This window comes from Rugamonas apoptosis, from assembly GCF_014042355.1.
Taxonomy (GTDB): domain Bacteria; phylum Pseudomonadota; class Gammaproteobacteria; order Burkholderiales; family Burkholderiaceae_D; genus Rugamonas; species Rugamonas apoptosis.
The window spans coordinates 1-1,488 of sequence record NZ_JACEZU010000032.1 but is presented as its reverse complement, the minus strand read 5'-3'; the positions used below and the strand labels follow the sequence as shown (position 1 = coordinate 1,488).

Below are 1,488 nucleotides of genomic sequence, written 5' to 3'. Positions count from 1 at the left end.
ACTCACCCGTTCGCCACTCGCCGCCAGGTTGCCCCGCGCTGCCGTTCGACTTGCATGTGTAAGGCATGCCGCCAGCGTTCAATCTGAGCCAGGATCAAACTCTTCAGTTTAATCTCTGTTTGTTTGCGATTTCTCGCACCGTTATTTCTAACGGGTCGCTCACTCAAAATACTGACAGGCTACTCTTGCGAGTATCCTATTTCATTTATTTCTTGTGAACATTTGATATTTTAAGTATCACGAAGACTAGCTTCGTGTGCACTTCCATCAAACGTCCACACTTATCGACTGTGAATTTTTAAAGAACTTTATTCGGTACTGCTTGCTGCTCATCGACAAATCGTTGTGTTTGTCAGCAGCAGAGAAGTGAGATTATGCGGCATTTCGTATAACTCGTCAACCCCCTTGTTTCGCCTCGCTCAACTCACATTTGCATGCATCGTTTCGCGAGGGACCGAACTATAACAAACACGGGGTGATTTGGCAAGTAGCCGCGCCGCAGCAATGCGAGCACTCCATGGATGGTTTTCAAGATTTGCAATAAAAACAATATACTACTAGAATTCATTTCGCAGGAAATTATCAATAATGCATTCTCACCTACGGTTACATTATCATTCGCCTGGCCACGCGGACAGCTTGGCCTGGTATCTCATCTAGGGTTTCTATGCGCATATCACAGATCAGTCCCACCCTCACAGCCATGTTGAGCCTGTCACTCGCGCTGCCCGCTCTCGCCAGTGACGCCTTCGAACCTGGCGCCTATGTGGGCCTTAAACTGGGCAGGGCCAGCATCTCATCGAAGTATGTTGAAAGTGGGAATGACGCGAGTGGCACACTCGCGGTTGGATATCAAGCAACGCCAACTTTGGGTGCAGAGGTATTCGCACAAACGTTGAGCTTCGATCCGTTCAAAGGACTTCTTGCGGCGCCAGGAAATTATCCTGATAGCCATATCGGCGTCGCGTTGCTGGGCTCGGTGCCGGTCAGCGATCAATTCGGCGTCTATGGGCGCCTGGGTATTGGTCGCACGAGAATGCCATCCACCAGATCCTCACTGCCGACCACGCACGAAACCGATCCGAGCATCGGGATCGGCGCCAGCTATGCATTCAACCGTCAATGGTCGCTGAATCTGGAGGCATCGCGCCTGACCAAAACGGATGTCAATTTCCTGACTGCGGGATTGCGCTTCCAATTCTGATATTGAAAACGAAAAAAACCCCCGCCAACACAAGCGTTGACGGGGGGTTTTTCATAAATGACGCACGGGCTGTGCTGAAGTGAAACGCGCCAGTGTCGCGGCGAACGGGCCGCAGAATGCGAAAAACCCGCCAGATCTCTCTGGCGGGTTTTTCTATATAACTAGCTTGACGATAACCTACTTTCACACTGGTTGCAGCACTATCATCGGCGCAGAGTTGTTTCACGGTCCTGTTCGGGATGGGAAGGGGTGGGACCAACTTGCTATGGTCATCAAGCTTTGAC

At 50.8% G+C, this 1,488-nt stretch carries 1 protein-coding gene and 2 rRNA genes; 1 reads left to right on the top strand and 2 read right to left on the bottom strand.

All coding sequences use genetic code 11. The features are described 5' to 3' along the window. Positions 1–110: ribosomal RNA gene (locus H3H39_RS27275) — 16S ribosomal RNA — on the bottom strand; the annotation flags it as partial. Positions 111–703: 593 nt separating this feature from the next. On the opposite strand from H3H39_RS27275, the gene H3H39_RS27270 reads away from it, so the two are divergent. Then, complete coding sequence (locus H3H39_RS27270) at positions 704–1,204, top strand: porin family protein (protein WP_182157688.1); 501 nt, start codon at positions 704–706, stop codon at positions 1,202–1,204. 164 nt (positions 1,205–1,368) lie between these two features. On the opposite strand, the gene rrf is transcribed toward H3H39_RS27270, so the two are convergent. Next, positions 1,369–1,481 (bottom strand): 5S ribosomal RNA (gene rrf / locus H3H39_RS27265). Between the last annotated feature and the right edge of the window lie 7 nt (positions 1,482–1,488).